Annotated in this window: 28 protein-coding genes and 2 pseudogenes; 20 read left to right on the top strand and 10 right to left on the bottom strand. The window is 61.2% G+C overall.

The annotated features are described in order from the left end of the window. Positions 1-75 precede the first annotated feature (75 nt). Positions 76-228 (bottom strand): hypothetical protein, encoded by a 153-nt coding sequence (locus AC0L2V_RS08680; protein WP_473509751.1) that lies wholly within the window; start codon positions 226-228, stop codon positions 76-78. 112 nt (positions 229-340) lie between these two features. Between AC0L2V_RS08680 and AC0L2V_RS08685 the strand changes: the two genes are divergently transcribed. From AC0L2V_RS08685 to AC0L2V_RS08705, 5 genes and pseudogenes are all read left to right on the top strand, one after another. After that, complete coding sequence (locus AC0L2V_RS08685; RefSeq protein ID WP_128247528.1) at positions 341-520, top strand: DUF3606 domain-containing protein; 180 nt, start codon at positions 341-343, stop codon at positions 518-520. A gap of 275 nt (positions 521-795) precedes the next feature. Continuing rightward, positions 796-1299 (top strand): DUF2243 domain-containing protein, encoded by a 504-nt coding sequence (locus AC0L2V_RS08690; protein WP_473509753.1) that lies wholly within the window; start codon positions 796-798, stop codon positions 1297-1299. Between the two features lie 97 nt (positions 1300-1396). Beyond that, a pseudogene (locus AC0L2V_RS08695) lies at positions 1397-2792 on the top strand (cytochrome B6). Between the two features lie 46 nt (positions 2793-2838). Further along, positions 2839-3444, top strand: a complete 606-nt coding sequence (locus AC0L2V_RS08700) for a DUF4142 domain-containing protein (protein ID WP_287216971.1) — start codon at positions 2839-2841, stop codon at positions 3442-3444. 158 nt (positions 3445-3602) lie between these two features. Next, entirely contained in the window at positions 3603-4097 is a 495-nt protein-coding gene (locus AC0L2V_RS08705) for a hypothetical protein (RefSeq protein WP_287216970.1), read from the top strand. Positions 4098-4166: 69 nt separating this feature from the next. Here AC0L2V_RS08705 and AC0L2V_RS08710 read toward each other — a convergent pair whose 3' ends face one another. Together AC0L2V_RS08710 and AC0L2V_RS08715 are read right to left on the bottom strand one after the other, a co-directional pair. Continuing rightward, positions 4167-4859: a DUF899 domain-containing protein gene (locus AC0L2V_RS08710; protein ID WP_473509758.1), complete on the bottom strand. Its 693-nt coding sequence runs from the start codon at positions 4857-4859 to the stop codon at positions 4167-4169. Between the two features lie 2 nt (positions 4860-4861). Then, positions 4862-5152 carry a hypothetical protein gene (locus AC0L2V_RS08715; protein ID WP_473509760.1) on the bottom strand — a complete coding sequence of 97 codons (291 nt, stop codon included), beginning with the start codon at positions 5150-5152 and terminating at the stop codon, positions 4862-4864. Positions 5153-6011: 859 nt separating this feature from the next. On the opposite strand from AC0L2V_RS08715, the gene AC0L2V_RS08720 reads away from it, so the two are divergent. The 4 genes from AC0L2V_RS08720 to AC0L2V_RS08735 all read left to right on the top strand — a co-directional run bounded on the left by AC0L2V_RS08720 (position 6012) and on the right by AC0L2V_RS08735 (position 9177). After that, positions 6012-6248 carry a hypothetical protein gene (locus AC0L2V_RS08720; RefSeq protein WP_473509761.1) on the top strand — a complete coding sequence of 79 codons (237 nt, stop codon included), beginning with the start codon at positions 6012-6014 and terminating at the stop codon, positions 6246-6248. A 159-nt stretch (positions 6249-6407) separates the two neighbouring features. Continuing rightward, entirely contained in the window at positions 6408-7694 is a 1287-nt protein-coding gene (locus AC0L2V_RS08725) for an SDR family oxidoreductase (RefSeq protein ID WP_473509763.1), read from the top strand. Beyond that, positions 7694-8167: a DUF2269 family protein gene (locus AC0L2V_RS08730; RefSeq protein ID WP_287216964.1), complete on the top strand. Its 474-nt coding sequence runs from the start codon at positions 7694-7696 to the stop codon at positions 8165-8167. Before AC0L2V_RS08725 ends, AC0L2V_RS08730 begins: the two co-directional genes overlap by 1 nt. 59 nt (positions 8168-8226) lie before the next feature. Beyond that, on the top strand, positions 8227-9177 hold the full coding sequence (locus AC0L2V_RS08735) for an NAD(P)/FAD-dependent oxidoreductase (protein ID WP_473519924.1): 951 nt from the start codon (positions 8227-8229) through the stop codon (positions 9175-9177). Between the two features lie 59 nt (positions 9178-9236). Here AC0L2V_RS08735 and AC0L2V_RS08740 read toward each other — a convergent pair whose 3' ends face one another. Continuing rightward, the gene (locus tag AC0L2V_RS08740) at positions 9237-9854 is read right to left on the bottom strand and encodes a TetR/AcrR family transcriptional regulator (RefSeq protein ID WP_473519925.1); all 618 of its coding nucleotides are present in this window, start codon (positions 9852-9854) and stop codon (positions 9237-9239) included. A gap of 258 nt (positions 9855-10112) precedes the next feature. On the opposite strand from AC0L2V_RS08740, the gene AC0L2V_RS08745 reads away from it, so the two are divergent. The 3 genes from AC0L2V_RS08745 (at position 10113) to AC0L2V_RS08755 (ending at position 11333) form a co-directional block, all read left to right on the top strand. Beyond that, entirely contained in the window at positions 10113-10574 is a 462-nt protein-coding gene (locus AC0L2V_RS08745) for a GFA family protein (RefSeq protein WP_473519926.1), read from the top strand. A gap of 32 nt (positions 10575-10606) precedes the next feature. Then, a complete protein-coding gene (locus tag AC0L2V_RS08750) occupies positions 10607-10729 on the top strand; it encodes a hypothetical protein (protein WP_473519927.1) in 123 nt (40 codons plus the stop codon). 316 nt (positions 10730-11045) lie between these two features. Further along, entirely contained in the window at positions 11046-11333 is a 288-nt protein-coding gene (locus tag AC0L2V_RS08755) for a GIY-YIG nuclease family protein (RefSeq protein ID WP_473519928.1), read from the top strand. A 205-nt stretch (positions 11334-11538) separates the two neighbouring features. Here AC0L2V_RS08755 and AC0L2V_RS08760 read toward each other — a convergent pair whose 3' ends face one another. Next, positions 11539-11859 (bottom strand): hypothetical protein, encoded by a 321-nt coding sequence (locus tag AC0L2V_RS08760; protein ID WP_473519929.1) that lies wholly within the window; start codon positions 11857-11859, stop codon positions 11539-11541. 182 nt (positions 11860-12041) lie between these two features. Here AC0L2V_RS08760 and AC0L2V_RS08765 point away from each other — a divergent pair, with 182 nt between their 5' ends. The 3 genes from AC0L2V_RS08765 (at position 12042) to AC0L2V_RS08775 (ending at position 13657) form a co-directional block, all read left to right on the top strand. Then, positions 12042-12863, top strand: coding sequence for an SIR2 family NAD-dependent protein deacylase (locus AC0L2V_RS08765; RefSeq protein WP_473519930.1), 822 nt, complete (start codon positions 12042-12044; stop codon positions 12861-12863). An 85-nt stretch (positions 12864-12948) separates the two neighbouring features. Further along, entirely contained in the window at positions 12949-13197 is a 249-nt protein-coding gene (locus tag AC0L2V_RS08770) for a hypothetical protein (protein WP_023801331.1), read from the top strand. A 145-nt stretch (positions 13198-13342) separates the two neighbouring features. Then, the gene (locus AC0L2V_RS08775) at positions 13343-13657 is read left to right on the top strand and encodes a hypothetical protein (protein WP_473519931.1); all 315 of its coding nucleotides are present in this window, start codon (positions 13343-13345) and stop codon (positions 13655-13657) included. A gap of 18 nt (positions 13658-13675) precedes the next feature. Here the strand turns inward: AC0L2V_RS08775 and AC0L2V_RS08780 are convergent. Both AC0L2V_RS08780 and AC0L2V_RS08785 read right to left on the bottom strand, forming a co-directional pair. Next, positions 13676-14072 (bottom strand): annotated as a pseudogene (locus tag AC0L2V_RS08780) (thiamine pyrophosphate-dependent enzyme); the annotation flags it as partial. Positions 14073-14699: 627 nt separating this feature from the next. Next, positions 14700-16022 (bottom strand): NAD(P)/FAD-dependent oxidoreductase, encoded by a 1323-nt coding sequence (locus tag AC0L2V_RS08785; RefSeq protein ID WP_473519932.1) that lies wholly within the window; start codon positions 16020-16022, stop codon positions 14700-14702. Positions 16023-16726: 704 nt separating this feature from the next. Here AC0L2V_RS08785 and AC0L2V_RS08790 point away from each other — a divergent pair. Both AC0L2V_RS08790 and AC0L2V_RS08795 read left to right on the top strand, forming a co-directional pair. Beyond that, positions 16727-16972: a hypothetical protein gene (locus AC0L2V_RS08790; protein ID WP_128247512.1), complete on the top strand. Its 246-nt coding sequence runs from the start codon at positions 16727-16729 to the stop codon at positions 16970-16972. 16 nt (positions 16973-16988) lie between these two features. Next, positions 16989-17204 (top strand): hypothetical protein, encoded by a 216-nt coding sequence (locus AC0L2V_RS08795; RefSeq protein ID WP_473519933.1) that lies wholly within the window; start codon positions 16989-16991, stop codon positions 17202-17204. A 204-nt stretch (positions 17205-17408) separates the two neighbouring features. On the opposite strand, the gene AC0L2V_RS08800 is transcribed toward AC0L2V_RS08795, so the two are convergent. Beyond that, complete coding sequence (locus tag AC0L2V_RS08800; RefSeq protein ID WP_473519934.1) at positions 17409-18113, bottom strand: phosphoribosyltransferase; 705 nt, start codon at positions 18111-18113, stop codon at positions 17409-17411. Positions 18114-18336: 223 nt separating this feature from the next. On the opposite strand from AC0L2V_RS08800, the gene ku (AC0L2V_RS08805) reads away from it, so the two are divergent. Together ku (AC0L2V_RS08805) and AC0L2V_RS08810 are read left to right on the top strand one after the other, a co-directional pair. Next, positions 18337-19140, top strand: coding sequence for a non-homologous end joining protein Ku (gene ku / locus AC0L2V_RS08805; RefSeq protein ID WP_473519935.1), 804 nt, complete (start codon positions 18337-18339; stop codon positions 19138-19140). 41 nt (positions 19141-19181) lie between these two features. Beyond that, positions 19182-20222 carry an ATP-dependent DNA ligase gene (locus AC0L2V_RS08810; RefSeq protein ID WP_473519936.1) on the top strand — a complete coding sequence of 347 codons (1041 nt, stop codon included), beginning with the start codon at positions 19182-19184 and terminating at the stop codon, positions 20220-20222. A gap of 32 nt (positions 20223-20254) precedes the next feature. Here the strand turns inward: AC0L2V_RS08810 and ligD are convergent, their stop codons facing one another. Both ligD and ku (AC0L2V_RS08820) read right to left on the bottom strand, forming a co-directional pair. After that, complete coding sequence (gene ligD, locus AC0L2V_RS08815) at positions 20255-22804, bottom strand: DNA ligase D (protein ID WP_473519937.1); 2550 nt, start codon at positions 22802-22804, stop codon at positions 20255-20257. A 3-nt stretch (positions 22805-22807) separates the two neighbouring features. After that, positions 22808-23677 (bottom strand): non-homologous end joining protein Ku, encoded by an 870-nt coding sequence (gene ku, locus AC0L2V_RS08820; protein WP_473519938.1) that lies wholly within the window; start codon positions 23675-23677, stop codon positions 22808-22810. 177 nt (positions 23678-23854) lie between these two features. On the opposite strand from ku (AC0L2V_RS08820), the gene AC0L2V_RS08825 reads away from it, so the two are divergent. Beyond that, positions 23855-24070, top strand: a complete 216-nt coding sequence (locus AC0L2V_RS08825; protein ID WP_473519939.1) for a hypothetical protein — start codon at positions 23855-23857, stop codon at positions 24068-24070. Positions 24071-24074 lie beyond the last annotated feature (4 nt).

Genomic DNA, 24074 nt, shown 5'->3' on the forward strand with positions numbered 1-24074 from the left:
ATTTCGGCGACGAGGAGTAACTGGTTTTGCTCGCGCCAATGTCGCGTAGATAGCGCAACCTTTAGGGGCTACCACTTAGGTCCGCTCGCCGAACTCTTTCCCGTTTCCAGGCGCCGGACGACGGTCGTCGGGTGGAATCTGGATGACCTGCGCTTCGGTGCGGCCGAACTCACGGCCAATTTGAAATGCCGCGTACAGCGCGCCAAGACTGATTAAAAGTCGAAGCATTGAGATCTCCTTCGGCGGTAGAACTACACGGCTGGCAGTTAGTTCCACAGGGGCGGAACCACAACGTTCAACATTCGTTGCCACTTACCTTGGGCCAAGGAGGACGCAACAGATGGCGGTCAAGAGTACGAGCGACGCGAGCCGAGTTAAGAAGGGTGCAGAACTGGAAGTTGAGCACCTCGCGGAGGTGACAGGCGTGACGCCCAAACAAGCGCGGGCATTGCTTCGCAAGCACGGCGCAGACTGGCAGCGGCTGAAGGACGAAGCTGAAGATTTGAAGAAGGAGGACTAGTCGGGTCGATCTTCGGCGCCACGCCCGCCCCCAAGCATGCAGTCGACAATCCGCCGCCCGATGTCTTTCAGTGATCTCCCAAGGCCTGAGTCTCGTGCCGGCGATGCAGCCTGTCGCGAGGAAAGGTGCGTTGCAAACGCTGAAGTTTAGGCGGTGAGCCCGCCGCTAATGATTGTTGCGCCGTGCTTGCGACGTGAGGCACGCATATCCAAGGCGCAGGCAGGGCAGGGAACACATGGCCTGGCCCGAAGTTGGGGGTGCCAAAGGAGAGAGGGATGGCGACCACGGCTTCGCAGCATCGCCGTTTTCCGACGTCCGCAGGTATTCTGCTGGGCCTTGGCCTGGGCGGGTTCTTTGATGGAATCGTGCTGCACCAGTTGCTCCAGTGGCATCATATGGCGACCAGCGCCGGCTATCCCGCCGACAGTGTTGAGAACCTTAGGTTCAACACGCTTCTCGATGGCCTATTCCACGCCGGCACATACATCTTCGTCGTGCTTGGTTTGGTCGTGCTGTGGCGCACCGCTCACAAATCTCATCTCTGGTGGTCGGGAAAGATGTTGCTTGGGACGATGCTGATGGGCTTCGGGTTATTCAACCTAGTCGAAGGGGTGATCAATCACCAGCTTCTCGGCATCCACCATGTCAACGAAACCGTCCCGCCGGACCAGTGGATCTACTGGGACATCGGGTTCCTGGTTTGGGGTGCACTGATGCTGATCGGCGGCCTAGCGCTGGCAAGGCGGGGCAAACGGGAGTCGCCAGGCGAGCCGCGCTAGTTTCCGGCACTGCACGCATGCACCGTACTGGTCAATCCCGGCTGTGGAACAAATCACGCGCAGCGCGGTTCGGGGCACTTCAGCCAGGGAGGGAAAAATGCGCAGAGTGTTGAATGCAGGCATTCCGTGCGCTCTTGTCGTTGTTGCCGTCAGTCTCAGCGCACTGTCGGATCCACTGCCGCCCGATACAACCTACCGACCGTTGCCCGCCCGTCCATTCTCCGCCGTCAAGGCTGACGACGAAGCGCAGAAGCCGCGCGTCATGGCACGCCAGAGGGCTTTGCTGGAGGAGCGATACGACCTGTCCGATCGCCCCATGCCAGGCACAATGATGTCGGGCGGGACAAAACCTGTCCAGGACGGCGTCCGGGTCAAGCTGGCGAACGACCAGACCTGGCAGGGCCTGGCGGAGATGAGCCCTGGCGAGATACGTGACCGCAAGCTGCTGCCCAATGGTCTTTTGCCGCTGCCCCACGTCAAACAGGCGACCGGAGGACAGGTTTTTCCGGAACAGGAAATTCGTGAGATCGGCCGGCAGGAGGGGCGCGATCTCCGACGCTTCGACGTCGATTTCGATCTTCCCGATCATCTTACGCCAGAGTTCCCGTCACCGATATTCCTGACCACCCATCCGGAGCTGGGCGACGTCTCCCGCGGCGAGTTGCTGACGATCCGCAACTATTATGAAATCATGAACGGCATCATCACGCCGGTTCAGATGGAAGGGCTGCGGCTACTCCTGACGCCATTCCCGCAAGAGGAATTCAACCAGACCGAGGACCGCAAGGTGGCGGCGCAAAGCCTGGGCGTAACCTGCCTCGATTGCCATGCCAACTTCAACACCAACGCTGCCTTTCATCTGACGCCCGATGTCAGGCCGCAGGCCGCGCGCTTCCGTCTCGACACGACCAGCCTGCGCGGTCTGTTCAACCAGCAGATCCATGGGTCGAAACGGTCGCTGCGCTCAGTCGAGGATTTTACCGAATTCGAGCAGCGCACCGCATACTTCAACGGCGATCATGTCAGCGCCACCAGGAAGGGCGTCAACCTGCCCGATCGCCCAAACCAGGTGGCGATGATGGCGCAGATGCAGAACATCATCGATTTTCCGCCCGCGCCGAAGCTTGACCCGTTCGGCCGGCTCGATCCCGCCTTGGCCAGCGAGCAGGAACTGGCGGGCGAGCGCGTGTTCATGGGCAAGGGCCGCTGCGCGCAATCATGTGCCGCAAACGTCGTTCATGGACAACAACATGCACGATCTGAAGCTGGAGCGCTTCTACAAGCCGGGGCAGACCTTCAACGACATGGTGGAATTGCCGGACGGGCCGATCAAGACGTTTACGCTGCGCGGCATAAAGGACACGCCGCCCTATCTGCATGACGGCCGCCTGATGACGCTCGCCGATACGGTAGAGTTTTTCAACCTGGTGCTCGGCACCAAGCTCACCCAAGACGAAAAGAATGACCTCGTTGCCTATATGCTCGCGCTTTGACCGAGGCAGGCCGACCGATCCCGGCACATCTTCGAAGGAGGTTCTCATGCGTCTTCTTGCAACTGCTTTGGGGTTGGTGCTGTTTTCCGCATCGCCCCTTATGGCCCAGATCGGAAACCCGGCCGGCATGGCCCCGGATACCAGGATGGAGGCGCCGGGCCAGCCGGCGCCTCACCAGACCAACTACCAGGACCGGCTGTTCGCGCAACTGGCCGCCGCCGGCGGCGCAGCCGAGGTCGAATTCGGCAAGCTCGCGAAAAAGTCCGGCAACTCCGCCGTCACGGCATTTGCCGGCCGCATGGTCGACGACCACTCGGCGGCGAACGCGAGACTGAAATCTCTCGCTGAGACCAACAAGATCCCGCTGCCGGAAGGGCTCGATGAGGAGCACAAGCGGCAGCGGGCCGAGCTTGAAAAGCTCGACGGGCTGAAGTTTGATATTGCCTATATCAGCGGGCAGATCACCGATCACCAGAAGACGGTGCAGCTGCTCATATGGGAGATAGGGTCGGGACAGGACGCCGACCTTCAGCATTTCGCCTCCGAGACTTTGCCGACCGTGCTCGAGCACCTGCAACTGGCGCGCGACATCAAGGCGGAACTGGCAAGCCAAGCGATCGCCGACGCCACCACGGCGCCGACCAGGCAGTAGCCCGCCCGCGGCAACATCAAGCTGTCTCCTGCATTGTTGCTCGGCCAGTCTCGTCGCGCTTTTCTTGCGGTGAGTGGCCGCCTACGACCCCGTGCGCAGCGGTAGTCGGGAACATCAGCGCCAAACTGCCGTTTGGCATATTATCGCGGGAGAAGGTGTTGCAGCGGATCGTATCAGGAGCTCTGGCAGGACTTGCGGCCACGCTGGCGATGACCATCGCCATGCGGCACCTTCATCCGTTGCTCGACGACCGGGACCGTTATCCTTTGCCACCGCGCGAGATCGTCGAGCGTGTCGCCACCGCCGGTGACGAGCAGGACGCGCGAACAAGCACGCTGCTTGCCCATTTCGGCTTTGGAGCGCTGACCGGCTCGATTTTTGCGCTTCTGCCCATGCGCCGTGGCAACGGCATCCTTTACGGCCTCGGCGTGTGGGCGCTCAGCTATCTCGGATGGATCCCCGCCGCCCATATCCTCGCGCCAGCCTGGCGGCACCCCGCCTACCGAAATCTTCTGATGCTGGCTGTCCATGTCGTCTGGGGCGCGACCCTCTCCAGATCTCTGAGCGAGCTCGAAGCCGCAAGCAGCGAAGTGTTTGGTCGGCCCGCCGGCCCAAGGGCGGCGATATCGGAAATTCGTGAGGAGCCAGGCTGATGGCTCCAGGGCAGCGGGCTTGTAGATGCCACGGTAATTTCTCGTTTTCCGTCCGGGTCATTCGCCGGCCTACGCGTAGCGGTCGTGGCGGCGCACCCAGTCCATTCCCTCAGCTTCGTTGCGCCCCATTGGCATGAGGTCGAGTATGGCGTAGGTGCCCATCATCACCTCCACACCGCGGCCGTAGGTGGAGTAGGTGTGAAAGACGGTGCCAGCCTTATCCTTGTAGAAGGCGCTCAGGCCAGGCCATTCCTCGCCGGTTTCCCGCCATTCGCCGAAGTTGTAGTCGATGTGCCCGGTGGCGACCTCTTCGGGCGTAAAACTGACCCGGAAATCGTAGTTGAACGGACTGCCGTTCGAGGACACCCATCGGAACTGCCAGCCCATACGTCTGCGATAGCGCTCGATATCGGCAAGCGGCGCGCGCGAGACGGCGATCATGGTTACATCGTGATGCGCCAGATGCTTGTTCATGCCGTCAGTGTGGTCAGCCATAAATGAGCAACTCGGGCACCCTTCCTTCCACCCCGGCGCGAACATGAAATGTTGCACGAGAAGTTGCGAACGGCCGTCGAAGAGATCGGCGAGCGCACGGGGACCATCCGGCGTGGCAAACAAGTATTCCTTCTCGATGCGCACCCATGGCAGGGCGAGCCGCTCGCGTGCGACCTTGTCGCGAAGATGCGTGAGTTCCTTCTCCGCTCGCAGGAGGTCCCGGCGGGCGGTCAGCCAGTTGTCGCGTGAAACAACAGCGTGTTGCATTGTCAGTCTCCTCTGGTTTGCTGGACGGAAGTGTTGCGGTGCCGCGAACGGGCGGAAAACAGCTTCAGCCACGGCGATACTTGAAAGAGGCTCATCAGCAGGTACATCAGGGCCATTTCGTTGATCGGCATGAAAGGCGAGGCGGCAGAGCACATTGTCATGCCTGGCGAGCCGACAGCAGAAATCCAGGACATCAGTGCAAAGGTCGGTGCGGCTGCGAGCCCGAGCCAGCGGCCAAGATGGACCTGCCCAAGCAACGAAGTGGCTTTCTCTTTTGCTGCAAACATCGTCATTTCCGGTCCTGCGGTCGAATTCGCCGTTTCCACGGTTTCGATAAAAAGACGCTATCTCGGGCAGCCGGAGAGGTGAGAGTTACAAGTGTGACGGGATTTCAATGTGGGGCTGCAAACGGACCTGCAGCAATCGCCTACCGCAATAATCGGGAGCGCGCATTAGCCCTAATCCAACGCAATCTCACCGCGATCGGCCGACACGGAAACGAATGAGACGACTCCCGGTTGTTGGCAGGGTTGACCCAATGCGGTCATTCAGCGCGAGCGTCGCTTGCTGGAACTGCGTTGGTCGGTCGGGAAGCCAATGGTGTTTCTAATGGAACGCTAATATACAATGGACGCTCGAACGAGCAGCGCCTGCCAAATACCTGGGGGAACGCCATGCGAAGCCTCGTGTTCACGATGTGTATCGCCACCGCAACTGCCGCCAGCGCCCATGATTGGTACGAGGACAGGATTGACCCACTGACGAAATTCAAGTGTTGCGGTGGCTCTGATTGCCGCGCCATACCTCGGTCGTCGGTACGGTCCAGGATAGACGGTGGTTACACTTACTTGCCGCATAATTTCAACATCCCACGGGACCGTGTGCAGGAATCGCCGGACGGCCAATACCACATCTGCGAGAGTACCTACGTCGTCACTAATCAGCTGTATTGGCGTTGCTTTTTCGCACCTCGCGCAAATGTCTCTCTAATTCTCCCACATTAAGATACTGTCTGAATTCCTTGCCGCCCGTACAAGTGGAGCTGGACCAGTCCCAGCGCTTCGGCCGGAGAAGCAGCTGTTGTGATCGATCATCCGGGGAACATTTTCGTCAGTCTTCTATTAAGCAGAGAAGCTGGTTTGGAGCAGATCAATGGGCATTTTTTCCGACCTTGATAAGAAATTGACGGAAAATCTCTACGCACACGGCAACGACCTCGTCGATCCTGCTGCGGATCTTCCCGGGAGCGTCGAGGAACGGGTCGAACTCTTGATGCCGTTCGTTCAGCCCGAGGTTCCGCCCCATCGCGTTAGAGACCGTGGTCATGCGGCGCCGGGAGGACAATCGTGTGGGAGCAACGCTGCAAGCGCGCACCATAAACAGCAGTAAACGTCGCCACCTTCGACTTGAATGCCTATGGTCATCAACCCTGAGCAGCTGGCCGAAAGACGTGTGCTTTCGCAGCGCCGGAAAAACACCGACGATGTGGAGGAGATACGCGCCGAATAGAACGGCGACGATCTCGTGGCTGCCGGAGATCGGGGTCCGATGAGAATTCTCGTTGTTGGAGCCACCGGCTTGATCGGCGCTTCGATCTGCGCCCGCCTCGTTTCCCAAGGACATGAGGTGGTCGGCATCGCCCGTAGCCCGCGGGCAAATGCCGCCCGTGATTACCAGACATTGGTGCTGGATATGGCAGCCGCACTACGCCCTGAAGATTGGCTGCCGCATCTGACTGGCGTCGATGCCGTGGTGAACTGTGCCGGCGTTCTGCAGGACAGCCCGCGCGAAAAGACCGGGCAAGTCCATCGCGATGCGGCGGCGGCTCTTTTTCTCGCCTGCGCGCGGGCAGGCGTTGCCAAGGTGATCCACTTCTCGGCAATGGGTGTGGATCGGGCACAGCCTTCGTCGTTCTCGGCGACGAAATATGCCGGCGATCAGGCGCTGATGGCGCTTGACCTGGACTGGATAATCCTTCGCCCTTCGGTGGTGCTCGGCCGGCCCGTGTTTGGGGCCAGCGCATTGTTTCGCGGTCTGGCCTCGCTGCCGATCCTGCCGTCAATGCCAGATACCGGCCGGCTGCAGGTCGTGCAACTCGAGGATGTGGTCTCGACGGTGCTCTTCTTTCTCAATCCCGGCAGTCCGTCTCGTCTGGCGCTGGAACTCGCCGGTCCCGAACAGCTGACCATGGATGAGATCGTCGGTACGTTCCGCCGCTGGCTCGGCTGGGCTCCTGCAGCCAGGCTGGTCTTGCCGGGCTGGGGCGCGCGGCTTCTCTATCGCCTCGGCGATTTTGCCGCGATGCTCGGCTGGCGGCCCCCAATGCGCACCAACGCCGCCAGGGAGATCGCACGGGGGGCGCTCGGAGATCCCTCGGACTGGATTTCCCTGACCGGCATGCGGCCACAAAGCCTGGCGCAGTTCCTCGCGCTCAATCCTGCGACGGTGCAGGAAAAATGGTTTGCCGGGCTTTATGTTACCAAGCCGGCAATCTACGTCGTGCTGCCGTTGTTCTGGATCATGACAGGGATTGTGTCGCTGACCACTGGCTACGGCAACGGCATCGGCCTCATGCAAAGCACGGGGGCTGGCATCTTGTCGGCGCCTGCCGTGATCGCCGGCGCTCTTGCCGACATCGTCGTCGGCGCACTCATAGCCTGGCGGCCAACGGCGCGAAAAGGCCTCTACGCCGGCATCGCGCTGTCGCTGTTCTATCTGGTCGTGGGCACTTTCCTGCGCCCGGACCTGTGGAACGAACCACTTGGGCCATTCCTGAAGGTCTTGCCGATCATCGTCCTTCACTTTGTTGCCTTGGCGATCCTGGAGGAGCGCTGATGCTCTATTTCGTGCTGAAGTTCCTGCACGTCATCGGTGCCAGCGTGCTGCTTGGCACCGGCGCCGGCATCGCGTTCTTCATGCTTCTCGCCCACAGGACCGGCAATGCGGCAACAATTGCGGCAGTGGCGCGCATCGTCGTGGTCGCCGACTTTCTCTTCACGGCAACTGCCGTCGTGGCGCAGCCGATAACCGGCGTCGCGCTCGCCTGGCTGGCGGGCTACTCGTTTTCCGAAGGCTGGATCGTGCTGTCCATTGCGCTCTATATCGTCACCGGCGTGTTCTGGCTGCCGGTGGTGTGGATGCAGATGGAAATGCGCAATCTGGCGTCCGAAGCCGCCAAAACGGGGGGGCCGCTGCCGGCCCGGTATACCAGGCTCTTCCGGCTGTGGTTCGCCTTCGGCTTTCCCGCCTTTGCTGCCGTCCTCGGGATTTTCTGGCTGATGATCGCGCGGCCGACGATCGAGTGGTGACGCCTTGCCGCGACAGATGCCGTGGCTTCGATTTCGGCGCTGGAACATCTTTCCCATGAATGCGTTCGGCGCGGATGGATCAATCCGCGCGCAAACGCCGACATTCAGCCTCGTCCGCGACTGAAGCGGATGTTCTCATCGTTGGCGGTGGACCTGCGGGGCTGGCGGCGGCTGTCTATCTCGCCAGGTTCCGTCATCGGGTCGTCGTGGTCGACGCGGGTGAACCGCGCGCGAGGCTGATTGCGGAAAGCCGCAACTGTCCGGGATTTCCGGAAGGGATCAGCGGCCCCGAACTTCTGCAGCGGCTTCGTTCCCAGGCCGCCAAGTTCGGAGCGACACTGATCCAGGATCACGCGTCATCGGTCGAGCCGACCGTAGGCGGGTTCGGCGCCGAAACCAACGGCGGGCGGATCCTCGCCCGAAAGGTATTCCTGGCGACAGGTATCGTCGATGTCGTGCCTGCAATTCCGCGTCTGCGCGAGGCCATCGCCAAAGGCAGCGTTCGCCTTTGCCCGGTTTGTGACGGCTACGAAGTCATAGATCGTCAGGTCGCGGTCATCGGTCACGAGGCGCAGGTGCTGCGAGAGGCCCTGTTCCTCAAGCAGTATACGCAGCACGTCACAATGATCGCACGCTATCTTCCAGATTTTTCCGCCAGCACACGACGCGTGGCCACGGAAGAGAACATTGCTATTTGCGACGCATTCAAAAAGTTTGTTCCCACCGACAGCGGCTACCAGGCCATCCTCAAGGACGGCGAGGTGCGCCATTTCAACGTCATCTATCCGGCGATGGGATGCCAGGTGCGTTCCGACCTTGCGCTGGCAATGGGCGTCAAATGCTGCGACGAGGGCTATGTCATCGTCGACAAGCATCAGCGGACTTCGGTCGAGGGGGTGTATGCCATCGGCGACCTGGTCAAGGCTCTGAACCAGATCGCAGTCGCCTTCGGCCAGGCTGCGATCGCCGCGACAGATGTTCACAATGACCTGGCCCTCGGCTACGAATAAGGCCCCTGAACATTAAAGGGCACAGATATACGGTAGGCGGGCGAGCGGGATGGCACCAGCTATTGTTGTGGTGCTGGGTTTCCCAGCCCCTCCAACAGTGTGCTCAAGGCCGCATCCAAGGGGGCCGATCCCACCTTCTCGGGCACCAGGAGTCCATCGATCGCAAGCATGGTCATGCCGTGGATGAGCCCCCAGCCGGCTGCCGCCTGACCTTCTATCGGCCGCTTGCGAATGCTCCCCGCGGCCTGGCCGCGCCGGAGGATTTCGACGAGAACGTCGAATACCGCCAGCGCCCGCTCATTGAGATGCATTCCCACCGCTTTTCCCTCCTCCGCGCTAAACATCAGGCGGTAGAGAGCCGGATTCTCCGTTCCGAACGCGACGTAGGCTCGAGCTATCGGCGTAATTTCGTCACGCAGAGTTTTCGGCGCTTCAGACTTCGCTGCCGACAGGGAATCGCGCAGTCGGTCGAACCCAATCATAGCGATCTCCGCAAGCAGCGCGGCCTTATCGGGGAAGTGCTTGTAGGGTGCGGCGTGGCTTACTCCAGCCCGGCGGGCGACTTCCCGCAGCGTGAACTGCCAGCCCTTCTCCTCCCGAAGCATATCCAACGCCGTCTCGATAACGGCACGGCGGAGATCACCGTGGTGATAGGGGCGGCTGGGTACGTCCTGCATGGCACCTCAAAGTTTCTTGTGAATACATTGTTGACAGTGGCTACTTAAGGGGCTACATCAAGGGCGTAAGTTTCTCCTGTCTACATCGGAGTGGACCATGAGCGCAATCGCAAAAATCAAAGGGATCTATGAGCGGGGCCGTTGGAACCTCTCCAACCTTCTGCGCGCGCCCTTTAGACAGCCAATCGATACCATCTTCAACATGATGCTCCGGTGACCAGCATGCCGTCATCAAATCGAGCTCAGGAGCATCAGCACATGACGACCGACCCATTGTTGCCACTGCACGGCTCCTGCGAATGCGGCGCTTGCTGGTTCGAGGTGCGTACTGCCCCGAAGGGTAGATTCCGGTGCCACTGCCTGATTTGCCAGGCGTTCAACGGCAAACCGTTTGCGGACGTGGCTGCCGTTCGCGCCAAGGGCGTCGTGCTGAAAAACGCCGGCAATATTTCATTCAAGAAATACCGTCCGCCGCTGAACTTCAATCGCGGGGCCTGCCGGACCTGCGGCAAGCCGGTTGTGGAGGTTGCGGGCTTTGGGCCGTTCAAGACGATGTTCATCCCGGCCAGCAATTTCGAGCCCGGGGCCCGGCTGCCGCCGGTTCGGATGGATATATTCTATCACCGTCGTGTGCTGGACATGCCCGGCAGCCTGCCCAAGTACAGCGGCTATTACCCGAGCCTTTTGGCAGTCGGGAAAATGATCATGAGTGGCTTGTGAATTGGTGAGTCGATTTACTTGGGTGCATCGACGTGATGGTCTCGGCGCTGTTCGGCATCTACCTGTCGTCATGCGGCATCATCGGCTCGATCTTCGGCAAGATCGGCCAGGTTCATCACGGCGCTCACCGAACTGAACTATGCTTTTGGGCGTGACATGGCGGCGCCTGGATCCGGCCAGATCCTTACGGAAGTTACGGGGGATGGCTCACGTATATCTGTGCCCGGAAACGTACCTCGCTAGCGGACCGATCGGCAGCGAACATAGACACTCCCCGCAAACGGGCCGATCTCAGGGCAGCGCGCACTTTCGAGATTAGCCGGAGCATCCCTCCACTTCGTCATCCTAGGTCGAAGCAAGGAGCGAAGCGACGCGGCGAAGAACCTAGGATCCATTCCGTGACATCAGCCGAAGAATGCAGCGGCTCTGAATGGCACTTGTATCCGCAACGGTGGCAGTTACCCTTCCACCATGACCGGCTATGCCTATATGACCGCGAGCCAGAAGCGCGGCACGATCTACATCGGTGTCACCAACGATCTCGGACACCGTATGCCGGAGCACAGATCCGGCCAGGGCTCGCGCTTCACCAGCCGCTACGGCGTGCAGCGCCTGGTCTGGTACGAAGAATATTTCGACATTCGTGATGCCATCCAGCGCGAGAAGTCGCTGAAGCGCTGGCCGCGCCAGTGGAAGATAGAGTTGATTGAGAAGACCAATCCGGAGTGGTTCGAGCTTTTTCGCGGGACCGGATGGTAGCATTCGGTTCTGCTCCGCTGCATTCTTCGGCGGATGTCACGGCATGGATCCTAGGTTCTGCGCCGCGTCGCTTCGCTCCTTGCTTCGACCTAGGATGACGAAGGCGTGGGTGGCTTACGGCTAATCGCAGACGTTGGAGATTGGCGGTTGCAGACCGGTCGTCAGCGGCCGTCAGTCAAAGAACCAAATCCTCTGTGCAGAGGAACTATCCCAGCATGGCTGCCAGCACGAAGGCCGCGGCCGCTACCAGAACGACTGCCGCAATCACCAGCACCGGCCAGTTCTTGCCAGGCTGAAGATCAGGCTCGCTTCCTGCCGGCCGCATCGCATCGCCGAAGCTTGCTTCATTCGTGAACTCTGGCTGTCGCCGTGGACGAGCCTCGGCGACAGGATTTTGCACATCTGCCGCTTCCGCGTCGGTCTCTTCAGGTGCGGCGGCAGGGTCGAACCCCGGGGTCTTATCCCTTGTCCCCCCGGCCTGAATATAGCCTCTCGCTTTGGTCTGATCTCGTCGTGCAGCCATCATGGTCTCTCCTTGGCAACCAAACTTCGATCTGCCTCAGCGGTTCCAGTGTGCGCAGCATTTGCCGAACACACCCGAGTTCTGAACAGACCCGATTTTCTGAACAGGTTTGGCGGTGATCCGGCTTCTCCGGAACAGAGGGCGCCGTTCGCAGTTGTGTTGGATCATCGCCTGGTGAGTTGGCCATGCCGTCTGCACTTGAGCAACTGGCTCAATCCGTGAAAGAGCGACGAGCGATCTTGTTCGTTGGGGCGGGGGTGTCGATGAGCGTCGGCCTGCCATCCTGGGAGAAGCTCATCGAGCATATGGTGGATGAACTCGGCCTCGATCGAGACGTGGTCGACAGGCCTGAGTCCAGTTACCAAGCTCTTGCCGAATATTACCGGCTGAAGCATGGCAGTCTCGGCCCCTTGCGCAGCTGGATGGATCGCGAATGGAGCGTCTCGCGGGAAAAAGTCAAGGGATCGGCGATCCACAAGCTGATCGTGTCACTCGATTTTCCGATCATCTACACCACCAACTATGATCGAAACCTTGAGGTTGCGTTCGAAGTCCACGACCGCGCGTTCGTGAAAGTGGCCAATGCCAAGGATATCCCCAAGGTGAACGGCGAGGTTACCCAGATAATCAAATACCACGGCGATTTCGACGACGACGCGTCTCTCGTCCTGGCGGAGTCCGACTATTTCGAGCGGCTGTCGTTCGAGTCGCCGTTGGATGTGAAGTTTCGCGCCGACGCACTGGGGCGCACTGTCCTGTTCATCGGCTACAGCATGTCCGACATGAACATCCGTCTGTTGCTGTATCGGCTTTGGGAAACCTGGCGCCGGTCCGGTTATGAAAAGAATCGTCCGAAATCATTCGTCTTCATGCCGCAACCGAGCGTCGTCCAGGAAGCGGTTCTCGGACGCTGGGGCATCGACATGCTGACCGAGGAGGCCGATCGGCCGGAGGATGCTCTGGTGGCGTTCCTGAGCAAGCTCAGAGACGCGATAGACCAGGTTTAGTGTGTATGCGTTCGGCCGGCCGGGAACATTGTAGATCGTTGCGACGTTCATAGCTGCGAAGGGATGCTGTTTGCGGAGGCCTATGATGGGCCAGTTCCAAATGATCGATCTCGTTTCCGTCATCGACGCCTGCACCACCGACCGCGCCGCAGGGCGATTGGTGTCGATGGCCAAAGCCGTCGAAGAGTTGCGGGTGCTGACCGGTGATTTCATCTCGCCGGACGAAATCGTGGCCAACGCACTGTCGCCGGTGGCGTGGGCGCGCGGCTGCGCGGTTCTGTTCGACGAGCAGCCGGGCGCCGACATCCTGCACGCGCCATGGCAGGACGCCTGACCGGCGCAGGACGCCTGAGCGTCGCCGAAAATCGGCAGCCGCGCCGGCCGGGCGCTGCACGCATCGCATATGCGCCGCCGGGAGCGCTGGCGGCGGTACCGCAACAGGAGTGTTTAGCCACAATCCGTGAAACCGGAGAAATGCTATGAACAAAAACGAGATCCGTTACGAACATGGCGCGACAAAGTACCCGGCAAAGAAAGATGCCGACGCGTCGGATCAATTCTCGCAGGAGGCAGCCGGCAACAAGAAGCCTGCCGGCGGCATGGGCCTGACCCGGTCAAGGGACGAGGTGGAGGACAAAACCCGTCAATCCGAAGGGCAGGAACCGCCCAGGCAGTCCACGCCCAGTACAGCGACGGAAAAGACATCCGGCGCCGGTCCATCGATGGCCGAACGTTCCAAGGACGCCAAGGCTCCAAAGAGCGGCCGCCAGCCAGGCGCCTACGTCAAGAATTGACCGCCAGGGAACCTGCAGTCAGCCCATCATCGTCTTCAGCGGCTCCCGAGCGAGGTTTGCTTCGATCTCCTTGCGGCCCGGCGTTTCCCGCAGCGCCGTGCGCATGTTCTTGCGATATTCGTTCGGCATGCGCGGCGGCAGCATAGGTTCATATGCGTCGACGACCGCCTCTATGATCACCGGGCCTTCCGCGGCAAACGCGGCATCAAGAACCCCATCGACGTCCTCAGGCCGGGTGACGCTGGTAGCCGATGCCCCCCATGACCTCCGCGGCAAGGGCGAAATCGATCGGCTGGAGTTCGCAGGCAAATTGCAGGTTGCCAAGGAACATCATTTGCTCCCAGGCGATCTGGTTGAGCATGTTGTTCTTGATCACCAGAAGCTTGAGCGGAATCCTGTAACGCACGGCCGTCGAAATGTGTCGACAAGGATCTCGGCGGTGTTGGGCATGGTTGCCTCCAGTGTGTTGTCCCGGGGCAATGACCGCCCCAGGCCAAGGACAACCGGGAGAAGCAGGGCGAGGGCGCTTGTAAAAAACGGCGCCGAGATTGACGCCTCCGGCGTGGACGAGGTGCGGGGCCGCTCCGCCTGTGGAAGAGCTGGGTGAGATAAAGCCGTGCGTGCCCCGCGCAGGGGGCGAGCACCCACAGGTTGGTTAAGACGTTGTCGACGACACCCCAGCGCCGTAGAAACCGGTCTCCCGCATGATGCCGCAATGCAGGGCCACGGCGTTGAAGTTGCGCTGCCACGTGTGTAGGTTGCGGCAAACATCCCGGTCGCTGGCGCGGCGTATGGGCCGAGCAATTCGCCTTACCGGCAGAAGCAGAAAACACTAGAATGAACTCCTGCGACGGTTCCAACTGGGCCAAAGACGAGCGCGATGAGCGCGGCGCTCTCCCGAGCGGATTCTGGTGGAACTCCTACCACGTTGCGCTCATGCACCCGGAGACTTGACTGCGAGGCAACGTGGGGATTCCGCTCACCCGTCTGCTGACACTTTGACCTCGCTTGGTGCGCGACAGGCCTGACTTCCGGCTGATCTTCAGATAGCGGCGATGTCCAGCTTCGAGCCGTCGACCAGACGCGACAGGCGGAACGGTGTAGGATCGACGCAAGGCGTGTCGTTTACGACAAGCTCTGCGGCCAGATAGCCAAGCCCCGGGCCCAAACCGAAGCCGTGGCCCGAGCAGCCCGCCGCGAGGACGAGGCCTTTCACCCCGTCCACCTGCGACACCACAGGCACTGCGTCCGGCGTGCAATCGACGAAGCCGCCCCAGGCACTATCGATCTCTATATCGCCGAGTTGGGGGAAGGTCTTCCGGACACTCTCCACCACTTGGCTTACCAGCCATTTTAAGGGTGGAGGATCCAGCACCCGATTCTGTTCGAAGATCCGATCGTCGCTGGTCAGCAGCGCCGGCATTGAATCCGGCCCCGAAAGGAACGATTGGCCGATGCCGAGCCTGACGTTCTTCAGGCGACGCAAGAATTGCGGCATGAATTCCCGGCTATACCGGATAGCCTGGGGCGTGATTTCGAGGTTCGCCTTGCCGCTGATCGCAAGCGTATAGCTGCCGTCCAGTCGGCGCGTGATCGTGCAGTAGGGTGTGGAGACCGCCTCGCCTATGTTGATTGTCGGGGTGGAACGCAGCGCGGTCTGCCGGATGCTCGCTTGGGGGAAACTGATCCCGAGCGGCCTAAGGAAGCGCGAGGACCAGGCGCCAGCGGCGCACAGCACCGCGCTGGTTCTGATGTAGCCCTTCTCCGTGTGCACGCCCGCAATCTTGCCATTGGCCAAGTCGAGCGCCCGCGCGGCGCATTCCTGGTGGATGGTGGCGCCCAGAGCTCTGGCCCCATCGGCGATAGCCGGCGCGGCGAGCGCAGGTTCTGCCTTACCATCCCGGTCCGAATAGGTCCCGCCGACCCATTTGTCGCGCGCTTCGGGGACGCGCTCGGCCACCTCCGCCCGGCTCAGCATGCGGGTGTCGACCTCGTACTCCCTGGCGACCTCGCGCCACCTTTCCCAGCCGCCGAGCACAGCCTCGTCGTGAGTGGCATAGACGAGACCGCAGCGTCGAAATCCAAGGTCCCGATTGATATCGCGCGTCAGCTCGTCCCACAGTCGCATGGAGATCACCGAGAGCGGCAGTTCGCGCCGATCGCGGTTCTGCTGGCGGCACCAACCCCAGTTTCGGCTCGATTGTTCACACGCGACGTGGCCCTTCTCGAGCAGAGCCACAGAGAGGCCACGCTTCGCCAGGAAATAGGCGGCCGTAGAGCCGAGGATGCCGCCGCCGACGATGACGACGTCGACCTCGGCCGGGAGACGCTCATCGCTGTGAATGCGTTCGACTCGGGACGACATGTTCCAACCAACCTCGGCTGCCAAGAATGCGGAAGCAAAGTTCCGATCAGCCCTTCATCGCATCGTGCGCTCGAAAGAATGTGCCGAAATCATCCAGGACTTCGCCAGATGTGCGGGTTTTTGATCCCTTGATCGATACGAGCTGCTCAAGCCCGACCGAGTTCCAGTTCGGCGCAGGGCGGCGTAACCTGCTCGCGAGTCCGTAGGATCGCGCTTGAGGGTCTTGAGCCTGCGAGCGAAGTTGTAGGCGGCAACGAAGTCGGCGAGGTGTTACCTGAGCTGATCGTGGCTCTCGTAGTAGAAGCGTTTGACCGTGGCGTCCTTGATCGTGCGGTCCATCCTCTTGCAGCTTTACGCGCTCGCTGCGGCGGGGCGTCAGATGTGGACATAGGCGATCAGTCGCCGAATGACGGAGATGCTCTGATGTTCCATCGGAACACCGCGGGGAGAAAGACTGACGGATCATGGCAGATGCGGATGAGCAGCCCGGAGCAGATGAGCGAATAGACGGTTTATTCGGCCGCCATCTCGGAACGATCCCGCCGCCCTGCCATTATCGCCATAAGGACAGGCTCAGTTCGTGGTGGCGCACGATTGGCCCGCTTCGGCAAGGACCATGGCCAACTGCAATCACCGGAAGTCGACGGTTCCGCCAGCGATCTGGGCCTCAAAAAATCGAACGCAAGGCACCTTGGAGGAAACCAATGGCTGGACGCAGAACCCATGAGCAGCAATTGCGCATCATTGAAAAGCGGGAGAACACGAAGGGCGCCGGCAAGGATTTCGACGCAGAGGCTGACCTGAAGCGATCAGCAGCGGAACGTGAAGCGCGGCGCAAGGGGTCGGAAATCAGGTCCAAGACACCCGACCTCGTTGACCCTGACGATCGCAACATCCTTCGCGGAGAAAATCAGGAGAGCGTTCATCACAAGAACCGTCCCGACGACTAAGAATTGGAGCAAGCCCATGGCAAAAGGTAGCAAGAAGCACATCGGAGCGGGTGCGCGGGGAAAGGGTTCCGGTGCAGGCGCCATGACCACCACCGCAAAGGACAAGCTCGAGGAAAACAAAGTCCTGTCCAACCGCGACAAGGCCCAGCACACGAAGCAACGCGGTCTGGATTCCAGGCAGATCGCGACTGAGCAGCGCCAGGATCACGCTGCCAATCGTTTGCGCGATTGACGGCTCAACCGCCGCTGGCGCGCGGTGGCGCGGCCCTGACCGGGGCCGCGCTTCAGGTCGGCTGCGAGCGCAAGGGGAGGGGCCGTATGGCTCAGGCCCATTCGCCACTGAAGAGCGGTTCTATCGGATGGCGCGATTTGGTCATTTTGAGTTCGCGCAGAAATATCGCCGCGCTCGACGATCTCCATCGGTTGTCGGTCCTTGCTAGCCGTGGCGTGCTCCTTCGGCAGATCGCGTCGACGATTTGCTCTCAAACTGCTCCGCCTCACGCAGCAGCCGGATCACCTCCGCGTCGGTGGTCTGCTCGAAATCCTCATAATACCGGCTCACCGCAACAAACGGCTCAGGCGTGGCGAGACAGACCACTTCGTCCACATCGGCTTTGATGAGGTCCAGCGTGTCCCGGGGTGCGACCGGGACGGCCAGGACGACATGCGCGGCGCGATCCTTTCTTAGCGCCTTGAGCACCACTCTGACCGTGCCTCCGGTCGCAATGCCGTCATCGACGACGATGACGGTCCGGCCCAGGACCGAAGCCGCAGGCCGGCTTCCGAGATAGAGGTTTCTGCGACGTTCGATTTCCAGCAGTTGCCGCCGCTTCTCTGCTTCGACGTATTCGTCTGACGGCCGGACCAAAGCCATCGCCTCCTCGTTGAGGACGAGCTGCGGATTTTCCCCGTCGACGACCGCGCCGATGCCATATTCGGAATGGCCCGGCGCGCCGATCTTGCGCACAAGCAGCACGTCGAGCCGGGCACCGAGTGCCTTCGCCACTTCGAAGCCAACCGGCACGCCGCCGCGCGGCAGCGCCAGCACCAATGGATCGGTTGCCGCTAACCTGGCCAAATCGGCGGCAAGCTGGCGCCCCGCATCCGTTCGATCTTTGAACCTCAAGGCGTCAAAGTGCATGGTCTTCACCTCCAAGGCCGAAACCCTGGCGTGGTGCTGCTCAGGCCTCCTCCTCGCCCAAATTCAGCTTGCTGGGGAAACGGCGATTGCGGGCAAATTGTTTCATCAACCCTTGGCAAAAATTGCCGAACCATGCGATTGGCCCCCGGTTCGCAAAAAAAGCTGCTGGAACAATCGATCGCCCTGCTGCGTTCGACTGTTTTACTCCTGCCGGGGGTGCTCGATGGCGCCACGTCCTTTCTGGAAAGGCTATCTGAAGCTTTCGCTGGTGACCTGTCCGGTGGCGATGACGCCCGCTACCACCGAGAGCGAGAAGGTCCGGTTCCATACGCTCAATCGCAAGAGCGGGCATCGGGTGGTCAGCCAATATGTCGATGCCGTCAGCGGCAAGCCCGTTGCTGAAGACGACGAGGTGAAGGGCTACCAGCGCGGCGAGGACGAATACGTCCTGCTCGAGGACGACGAGATCGAAGCGGTTGCGCTCGAGAGCACGCGCACCATCGATATCGACATGTTTATCGATGCCGACAGCATCGGCTGGATCTGGTACGACAAGCCGCACTATCTCACCCCTGACGACCCGGTTGGGGAGGAGGCATTCTCGGTCATTCGCGACGCGATGCAATCGACGGGGACGGTCGGAATATCGCGATTGGTCATGTACCGCCGCGAACGCGCCGTCATGCTTGAACCACGAGGCAAGGGCATCGTGCTGTGGACACTGCGCTATGGCGACGAGGTTCGCGACCCCGAGGTTTATTTCGGCAAGATCGACGACGTCAAACCCGACCCGAAACTGATGGATATGGTTTCGACCCTTATCGATGAGCGAACCAGGCAGTGGGATCCCGCCATGACTGGAGATCCCGTCCAGGCGCGGCTGCTGGAGATCATTGCCTCGAAGAAGAAGGGCAAGAAGGGTCCGGCCAAGGCGAAGGCCAAGGCCGAGCAACCGGCCAGCAACGTGATCAACATCATGGATGCGCTGCGCAAGAGCATCGGCTCGGAGGCCGGAAAGCGGAAATAAGCGCCTGGGAGCAGGCTGGGCTGGGGGACAAAGGCAGCACAATGAAGGTCATACCCCGCGATCCTGCTTTCGACAGCACCCGCCGATCCAGCGATTTCCTCCTGCCGCTCGATACGCCTCCGATGGAGGCAAAGGCGGCCGATGCCATTCCCGAAGGAGACGGATGGCAATACGAACGCAAATGGGATGGTTTTCGCTGCCTGGCATTCCGGCAGGATGATGCGGTGGAGTTGCGCGCAAAGTCAGGCAAGCCGCTAGGACGCTATTTTCCCGAACTCCTCGCGACATTGAAGGAACTGCCGTCGCGCCGTTTTGTCGTCGACGGTGAAATCGTCATCTCGGTCGACGGCAAGTTTTCGTTCGACGCACTCCAGATGCGGCTTCATCCCGCCGAGAGCAGGATCCGCAAGCTGTCCGCCGAAACCCCGGCTCGCATCGTCCTGTTCGACATGCTCTGCGATGAGCACGGAACCGTCTGGTTGGCGCGGACCCTGAAAAAACGGCGAGCGATCCTTGAGGCTTTCGTCGCTTCGGCAAACCGCAGGAACATCGTGCTTTCGCACTGCACGCGCGATGTGAAGGAAGCCCGCTCCTGGTTAGGGGATGCCGGACATGGGGCGACAGACGGCGTGGTCGCCAAGCGGCTGGACGGTCCGTACCAACCGGGGGTACGCGCGATGGTCAAGGTAAAGCGGTTGCGGTCGGCCGATTGCGTGGTCGGCGGCTTTCGCTATCTCAGCAACAGCCCGCAGGTCGGCTCTCTGTTGCTGGGTCTGTACAACCAGGCCGGCAAGCTCGATCACGTCGGGTTCACCTCGACCATTGCCAAGGATGACAGGGCCGAGCTTACCCGCAGGCTCCAAGCCATGCGCGAGCCACCCGGCTTCACCGGAAAGGCGCCGGGCGGGCCGAGCCGCTGGAGCACCGAGCGCAGCGGCGAATGGGAGCCGGTCCGGCCCGAACTGGTGGTCGAAGTACGCTTCGATCACGTCACCGGCGACCGTTTCCGGCACGGCACCAAGTTCCTGCGCTGGCGGCCGGACAAGGCTCCGGAGCAATGCACGTTCGAGCAAATCGCCTGACTATTCCGATGCATGCGCTTCGCAGTGCCGTCTCAAGCCGCTTTCTTGCGCCGCTTTGCGCGGTCTTCGATTGGCGCTGCGGCCGCGTGGAAATCCTGCCAGGGATCCGACGACAGCGAGGCAAGCCGCGTTGGCGTGTTCTCGACGGTAAAATAGGCCGGTCCGATGCTGGGGCCGAGTTCGTCCCAGGCAAGCGGCATCGACACCGCTGCACCCGGTCGTGCTCTTGTCGAATAGGCTGCGACCGCGGTCGCACCACGCTGGTTGCGCAGATAATCGACAAGGATTTTCCCGCGTCGTTTCGATTTGGTGATGGTCGAGACGTAGCGGTTGGGACTGTCGGCGGCCATCGAGTCGGCAATCGCCTTGGTAAAGGCTTTTACTTCTGGCCATTCGGCTTTCGGCTTCAACGGCGCCACGACGTGCAGACCCTTGCCGCCGGAGGTCTTGATGAAGGGGACAAGCCCTGCATCCTTCAGCCGGTCGCGGGTCTCGACGGCGCCTTCGATCACTGCCTCCCAGCTCACGCCCTCGCCGGGGTCGAGATCCATGATGATCGTATCCGGACGCTCCCAATCGCTCACCGTCGAGCCCCAGGGGTGGATCTCCAGCGCCGCCGACTGGACCAGACCGATGAGCCCGTCGAGATCATTGATGCTGATCAGCCGCTCGTCGGGCGGATCCTTGGGGTCGTGGACCAGCACGATGTTCGGGTTGAGCCCCTTCCAGGCATGCTTCTGGAAGAATTGCTCGCCCGAAATCCCATTGGGACATCGCACCAGCGCCAGCGCTCGGCCGACGATGTAGGGCGACGCATGGCGCCAGACCTCGGCATAATAGTCGGCGAGACCTTCCTTGGTCACGCCCTCGTCCGGCCAGTAGAGGCGGTCGGGATGGGTGAGCTTGACGGTCCGGCGCTGAGGTTTAGCCACCTCGTTGCTCGTTTTCGGCGTCTCGCGCACGATCTCCTTCGCCGGCTTGTCTTCGCGCAACCCGCGGAACGAGGCGTGGCGCAGATGGCCGTCGGCGGTCCACGCCCGGAACTCGACTTCGGCGACGAGGTCCGGCCTGACATAGCGGACTTGCCGAGCCTCGTCGGCGCTCAGCCGCTCGTCGAACGGGCTTGACGGAATGCGTAACCGCTCGAGCTTCTTGAACAGGCTCTCGGCGACCGCTGCCGTGTAGCCGGTGCCGACGCGCCCGACATGATGGAGCTTGCCGTGGTCATAGACACCCAGGACAAGCGAACCGATCGCCTTGCGCGAAATTGTCGAGGGGACATAGCCGGCCACGACAAATTCCTGCCGCGCCGAGCATTTCGACTTCACCCAGTTCTTGCTGCGGCCGGCGCGGTAGGGCGCATCGCGAAGCTTGGAGACAATGCCTTCCAGGCTCAGCCGACAGGCATGTCGCAGCACCAGGGCGCCATCCTCCTCAAAATGGCCGCTGTAGCTGATGATGCCGCTGTTACTGCCGATGATTTTTTCCAGCAATTCCTTGCGCTTGATCAGCGCAACGTCACGCAGATCGTAGCCGTCGAGATGAAGCAGGTCGAAAACGTAGAAGCGAAAGCGATCACTGCGGCCCTCGCTGAGATCGGCTTGCAGCGCGGAGAAATCCGATGCGCCGGCGGAGGTCTCGACCACGAGCTCACCGTCGATCAGCGCCGTCCCGACCGGGATATCGGCCAGCGCCGAAACGACCGCCTTGCCGAATTTCTTCGTCCAGTCGAGACCGCTTCGCGTCAACAGCTTGACACGGCCGGCTTCGATCCTGGCCTGCAGCCGGTAGCCGTCGAATTTGATCTCGTGCAGCCAGCGCTCGCCCGACGGCGCTGACGAGAACAGGGTCGCCAGTGTCGGCTCGACGAAATCGGGAAGCGCCGCCTTCTTGGCGCCCTTGATCTTTGACGGTTCGGGAACGGTTATGGTGGCAGGCTGGTCTTCCGCTGGAGTTGGCCTGGTGCTGCCGCCGCGGCGCTTGCGAATGCGCCCTGTCTTGGACGACCAGCCGGGCTCTTCGCCGGCGACGTCCTCGATCTTGCGGCCGGTCGCGACGGATTCCGGCCGCTCGTCCAGAATGTCGGGGTCAGCTTCGGTGCGCGCGGCGTCATCGTCGCCTTTGATCAGCAGCCAGTTCTCGCGCTTCTCCCGCGGCTTTCCGGCCATACGTACAAGATGCCAGCGGCCGCCAAGCTTCTCGCCGTGAAGTTCGAAATCGAGATGGCCTTTCGCATAGCCGCGATGCGCGTCGCCGATCGGCGTCCAGGTGCCTCTGTCCCAAAGGAGGACGGTGCCGCCGCCGTACTCGCCCTTCGGGATTGTGCCTTCGAAGCCGCCATATTCCAGAGGATGGTCCTCGACGTGGACGGCAAGGCGCTTCTCGCCGGGGATCAGGCTCGGCCCTTTTGTGACGGCCCAGCTCTTCAGGACGCCGTCCATTTCGAGGCGAAAATCATAATGGAGCCGGGTGGCATCGTGCTTCTGTATCACGAAGCTGTTGCCGGTCCTCGGCGCCCTGCGGCCCTGCGGCTCCGGGGTAACGGAAAAATTGCGCTTCTTGCGGTAGGTCTCGAGCGCCATCGGTCAGCCGGCCTTCCGACGCGGCGCTGTCTGCTTCGCCTTGGCATGGCGCGCTGACTTTGACTTTGCCGCGGGCTTTCTTGTCGAGGGCTGCTTGCCGCCAACGCCGGCACTCTGGCGCAGCGCATCCATAAGATCGACGACCTTCTCCCGCTTGGCCGGCTTCGGAACGGCGATCTTCTTGCCCTCGAGCTTTGCCTTCACCAGCTCGGCCAGCGCCGCCTCATAACGGTCGTCGAATTTGGTCGGATCGAATTTGCCCTTCTTGGTCTTGATGATGTGTTCGGCCAGTTCGAGCATCTCGCCCTCGATCTTCAAGTCGGGGACGTCTTCGAAGGCCTCCTCCGCCGAGCGCACCTCGTAGTCGAAATTCAGCGTCGTCGCGACCAGGCCTTCGTCATAGGCGCGCATGAGCAGGGTCCGGACGCGCCGGAACAGGACGGTCTGGGCGATCGCCGCGACTTTCTTCCTGCGCATGCCTTCGCGGATCAGCGCAAACGCCTCCTCCGCGTGTTTGTCAGACGGGGCCAGGTAATAAGGCTTGTCGAAATACACATCGTCGACATCGGAACAGCCGATGAAGGTCGAGACCGACAGCGTCTTGTCGCTCTCCGGGACAGCGGCTGCGACCTCATCGGGTTCGAGCACGACGTACTCACCCGAGCCGATCTCAAAGCCTTTGACCTGATCGTCCTTCTCCACCAGCTTGCCGCTATCGCTGTCGACGAAGGCGCGATGCACCCTATGACCGGTGGCGCGGTTTATCGTGTGGAAGGCGATCCGCTCGGAGGTTGAGGCAGCCGTGTAGAGCGCCACCGGGCAGCTGAGTTCTCCGATTTTCAGAAAACCCTTCCAATTTGCTCTCGGAGCCAAGACGATAGCCTCACTGTCACAAGCATTGCACAGGAAATGCAACGTGGCGGCGCCGAGATTTGTTCCTTTGGCGCCTGCGCGGCGATGATCAGAGGGGTCTTGGGCCAACAGACAAGCCATTCCGCTGCAACCAAATTCACCACCCGCCGTTGTCGAGCAGCAAGGGAGCGGTTGGCCATGACGAGACTGTCGTTGACGAGCCTATTATTTTTGGCGGCTCTGGCTTTGGCGGGTTGCAGCAACGAGACCGAACCGACACAGGGCAACACCAGCAGCACTGAGCCGACCCAGAGCAACACCAACACCGTCGACCAAAATCCCGAGGTCGACAAGGACCCGACGCCGAAGACGACCACGGGCGGCGATCAACCCGGAACCCCGCCGGCGCAATGACGGG

This window comes from Mesorhizobium sp. WSM4814, from assembly GCF_055811595.1.

What these genes read in the sequence shown, in the direction of transcription:
- AC0L2V_RS08740 (WP_473519925.1), bottom strand. Translation starts at nt 9,854, where the DNA reads ATGCAGGACGTACCCAGCCGCCCCTATCACCACGGTGATCTCCGCCGT.
- AC0L2V_RS08825 (WP_473519939.1), top strand. Translation starts at nt 23,855, where the DNA reads ATGACGAGACTGTCGTTGACGAGCCTATTATTTTTGGCGGCTCTGGCT.
- AC0L2V_RS08810 (WP_473519936.1), top strand. Translation starts at nt 19,182, where the DNA reads ATGAAGGTCATACCCCGCGATCCTGCTTTCGACAGCACCCGCCGATCC.
- AC0L2V_RS08745 (WP_473519926.1), top strand. Translation starts at nt 10,113, where the DNA reads ATGACGACCGACCCATTGTTGCCACTGCACGGCTCCTGCGAATGCGGC.
- AC0L2V_RS08710 (WP_473509758.1), bottom strand. Translation starts at nt 4,859, where the DNA reads ATGCAACACGCTGTTGTTTCACGCGACAACTGGCTGACCGCCCGCCGG.
- AC0L2V_RS08755 (WP_473519928.1), top strand. Translation starts at nt 11,046, where the DNA reads ATGACCGGCTATGCCTATATGACCGCGAGCCAGAAGCGCGGCACGATC.
- AC0L2V_RS08800 (WP_473519934.1), bottom strand. Translation starts at nt 18,113, where the DNA reads ATGCACTTTGACGCCTTGAGGTTCAAAGATCGAACGGATGCGGGGCGC.
- AC0L2V_RS08765 (WP_473519930.1), top strand. Translation starts at nt 12,042, where the DNA reads ATGCCGTCTGCACTTGAGCAACTGGCTCAATCCGTGAAAGAGCGACGA.
- AC0L2V_RS08785 (WP_473519932.1), bottom strand. Translation starts at nt 16,022, where the DNA reads ATGTCGTCCCGAGTCGAACGCATTCACAGCGATGAGCGTCTCCCGGCC.
- AC0L2V_RS08725 (WP_473509763.1), top strand. Translation starts at nt 6,408, where the DNA reads ATGAGAATTCTCGTTGTTGGAGCCACCGGCTTGATCGGCGCTTCGATC.
- AC0L2V_RS08690 (WP_473509753.1), top strand. Translation starts at nt 796, where the DNA reads ATGGCGACCACGGCTTCGCAGCATCGCCGTTTTCCGACGTCCGCAGGT.
- AC0L2V_RS08685 (WP_128247528.1), top strand. Translation starts at nt 341, where the DNA reads ATGGCGGTCAAGAGTACGAGCGACGCGAGCCGAGTTAAGAAGGGTGCA.
- AC0L2V_RS08720 (WP_473509761.1), top strand. Translation starts at nt 6,012, where the DNA reads ATGGGCATTTTTTCCGACCTTGATAAGAAATTGACGGAAAATCTCTAC.
- ligD (WP_473519937.1), bottom strand. Translation starts at nt 22,804, where the DNA reads ATGGCGCTCGAGACCTACCGCAAGAAGCGCAATTTTTCCGTTACCCCG.
- AC0L2V_RS08760 (WP_473519929.1), bottom strand. Translation starts at nt 11,859, where the DNA reads ATGATGGCTGCACGACGAGATCAGACCAAAGCGAGAGGCTATATTCAG.
- AC0L2V_RS08735 (WP_473519924.1), top strand. Translation starts at nt 8,227, where the DNA reads ATGCGTTCGGCGCGGATGGATCAATCCGCGCGCAAACGCCGACATTCA.
- AC0L2V_RS08715 (WP_473509760.1), bottom strand. Translation starts at nt 5,152, where the DNA reads ATGACGATGTTTGCAGCAAAAGAGAAAGCCACTTCGTTGCTTGGGCAG.
- AC0L2V_RS08770 (WP_023801331.1), top strand. Translation starts at nt 12,949, where the DNA reads ATGGGCCAGTTCCAAATGATCGATCTCGTTTCCGTCATCGACGCCTGC.
- AC0L2V_RS08775 (WP_473519931.1), top strand. Translation starts at nt 13,343, where the DNA reads ATGAACAAAAACGAGATCCGTTACGAACATGGCGCGACAAAGTACCCG.
- AC0L2V_RS08680 (WP_473509751.1), bottom strand. Translation starts at nt 228, where the DNA reads ATGCTTCGACTTTTAATCAGTCTTGGCGCGCTGTACGCGGCATTTCAA.
- AC0L2V_RS08700 (WP_287216971.1), top strand. Translation starts at nt 2,839, where the DNA reads ATGCGTCTTCTTGCAACTGCTTTGGGGTTGGTGCTGTTTTCCGCATCG.
- AC0L2V_RS08790 (WP_128247512.1), top strand. Translation starts at nt 16,727, where the DNA reads ATGGCTGGACGCAGAACCCATGAGCAGCAATTGCGCATCATTGAAAAG.
- AC0L2V_RS08795 (WP_473519933.1), top strand. Translation starts at nt 16,989, where the DNA reads ATGGCAAAAGGTAGCAAGAAGCACATCGGAGCGGGTGCGCGGGGAAAG.
- ku (WP_473519935.1), top strand. Translation starts at nt 18,337, where the DNA reads ATGGCGCCACGTCCTTTCTGGAAAGGCTATCTGAAGCTTTCGCTGGTG.
- AC0L2V_RS08730 (WP_287216964.1), top strand. Translation starts at nt 7,694, where the DNA reads ATGCTCTATTTCGTGCTGAAGTTCCTGCACGTCATCGGTGCCAGCGTG.